Origin of the sequence: Candidatus Angelobacter sp., assembly GCA_035607015.1 — a bacterium.
Classification (GTDB): domain Bacteria; phylum Verrucomicrobiota; class Verrucomicrobiia; order Limisphaerales; family AV2; genus AV2.
The window spans coordinates 1-2,454 of the sequence record DATNDF010000368.1 but is presented as its reverse complement, the minus strand read 5'-3'; the positions used below and the strand labels follow the sequence as shown (position 1 = coordinate 2,454).

Below are 2,454 nucleotides of genomic sequence, written 5' to 3'. Positions count from 1 at the left end.
GAGCGGATTCTCTACGAACAGATGCTTCGCCGTCTGGAGCACGGCGATGCGCCGTCGCAGCGTCTGCTGCTGCCGGAAACGGTCGAACTGCCGCTTCGCGACGGGCAGTTCCTGCGCGAGCACCTGCCGGTGCTGGGCCGTTTGGGGGTCGGGCTGAGCGAATTTGGCGACCGAACGTTCCTGCTCGACGCGCTTCCGCCCTTCGTGAAGGTCGCCGATTCGCGCCGCTTTGTTTTGGAATTGATCGATGAACTGGTTGCCGCCGGACGGGAAGTGAACTCCTTCCGCCTGGGAGAACAGACGGTGGCCAAGACGGTTTGCCGCCACGCCGTCAAGGCCAATGACCCGCTGGCCGGACCCGAGTTGGACAACCTCCTGAACGACCTGCGCAACTGCGCCATGCCTTATACCTGTCCGCATGGTCGCCCAACGCTGATCGAAATGAATTATCGTGAGCTCGAGAAAAAATTCGGCCGCGCGCAATAGATCGCGAAGAAAAAGGATTCCTTCCGCGCCGCGGGACAAAGTGCATTTGACTCAGGCGACCGGCGGGGTGGCGGTCGGCAACGCTTCTTCGACCTTCGCATTCAACTCCAGAAAATCGAGCACCTTGGCCGACACAATCTGCTCCTCGATTTCCCCGAAGCCGTTCCGGTCGCGCAACTGTTTGATCATCTGTTCCGGCTTGATCTGATACTGGTCCGCCAGCAGCAGAATGCGTTGCGTGATCTCCTTCTGGTCCGCCTTGATGCCTTCCTTCTCCGCAATGCGGCCCAGGACGAACGCCGCCTTGACGCGGAGCTTCGCGCTGTTGTTGGCCCCCGAAAATATTTCGTCCTTCTGTTTCTCGATGACGTCCTTCGGCACGCCCCGCTGCTGGTTTTCCCGCACGATGTCGTAAACGACGTTGCGCGTCTCGTTCAACACGATCGATTCCGGCAGCTCGCAGGTGACGCGTTTCAGCAGCTCTCGCACGAGCTGGTCGCGCACACCGCGTTTGATCTTGAAATTCAGCTCGTTCTGGAGGTCGTCGCGCACCCCCTCGCGAAGCCGGGCCGTGTCCTCCGCGCCAAATGAACGGGCAAACTCGTCGTTCAGTTCCGGCAATGCCTTTTCCTTCACCTGTGCAATCTCGACTTCGTAAACGCCCTTCTTTCCCGACAGTTCCTTGGCGACGAAATCGGCGGGAAAATCCACGTTCACCGTTCGCTTCTCGCCTGCTTTCGCCCCGATCAGCTGTTCGGTGAAACCGGGAATGAACGAATCCTTCGCCACATGCAGCCAAAAATCTTTCTTCTCCGTCAACCCGCGGGCGGTCGGTGCCGTGTCCGTGATTGGTTTGCCGTCGCACAATCCGGTGTAGTTGACCACGACGAAATCGCCCTCTTTGACTTCGCGCGCCATGTCCACGTAAGTGGCGCGCTGTTCCCGCAGGACGTTCAACGCCCGCTCGATGTCCTCTTCCGTCACCACGCCCATTTCTCGTGTAACAGGCAACCCCTTGTATTCGGGAAGTTCAAACTCCGGCGCGGTCTCCAGCGTGACGGCAAACTGGAAGGGCTGGCCCTTGGCGAATTGGATTTCCTCGATGTCCGGCTGCCCGACCACGCGCAGTTTCTGGTCGGACAGGGCCTTGCGGTACCCCTCGGAAACCAGTTTTCGTTTTGCTTCCTCATCAATCTGCGGAGCGTAGGCCTTGATTACGAGATGTCGCGGCGCTTTCCCGGGCCGAAACCCGGGCAGGCGGACCTGCTTTTGGTAATCGTGCGTGATCTCTTCAAGCGCGGCGTCCACCGCAGGCGCCTCCACCTCGACGCGCAGCAACTTTTTGCAGGGACCCAGATTCTCAACCGTCACATTCACAATCATTCCTTTCGATGCGAAAGCCCCGCGTTCGTCCCGTCCGGGACCGACTGCCGCGGAGCCGTGAGCGTGAAAGCGTAGGTTTGAGGCGAACACGCGTCAAGCCTGCCGTCGCTTGCTTTGAAACGGCGGTTTGTTAGCGTGCAGGCCAATGCAGTCATCCGGTTACAAACTCGTGCGGCTGGCGAACGGCGTTCACAGCGTGCATTCGCTTGCCCATCGCGAAACATTTCATCCGGTAATCGGGCCGGTAGCCGAAGCGGAAGCTCTCTACGTCAAACAACTTCGCCTGGTGGAACGGATCCGCGGTCATCCCGGCGAGTTCGTCATCTGGGACGTGGGCCTCGGCGCGGCAGCCAACGCATTGACGGTGTTGCGGGCCACGCGCGGGCTCGAATGCGCAGTTCGACTCGTCAGTTTCGACAACACGGTCGAACCGCTGGTGTTCGCACTGCGGAACGCCGAATCGCTGGCTTATTTTTCCGATTACCTCCCTTATGTCCGGCACCTCGTGCCGCACCGCCGCATTTCGTTCGACAACGGAGGACACGCGGTCCAGTGGAAGCTGATGCTGGCGGATTTCCCGGCACT

At 59.9% G+C, this 2,454-nt stretch carries 3 protein-coding genes; 2 read left to right on the top strand and 1 reads right to left on the bottom strand.

Annotated elements, in window-relative coordinates:
* A partial coding sequence (locus tag VN887_14815; protein ID HXT41279.1) for a DNA mismatch repair protein MutL occupies positions 1-486 on the top strand: 486 nt, incomplete at its 5' end.
* A 51-nt stretch (positions 487-537) separates the two neighbouring features.
* Here the strand turns inward: VN887_14815 and tig are convergent.
* Positions 538-1,863, bottom strand: a complete 1,326-nt coding sequence (gene tig / locus VN887_14810) for a trigger factor (protein HXT41278.1) — start codon at positions 1,861-1,863, stop codon at positions 538-540.
* 151 nt (positions 1,864-2,014) lie between these two features.
* Between tig and VN887_14805 the strand changes: the two genes are divergently transcribed.
* On the top strand, positions 2,015-2,454 hold a 440-nt coding region (locus VN887_14805; GenBank protein HXT41277.1), incomplete at its 3' end, for a hypothetical protein.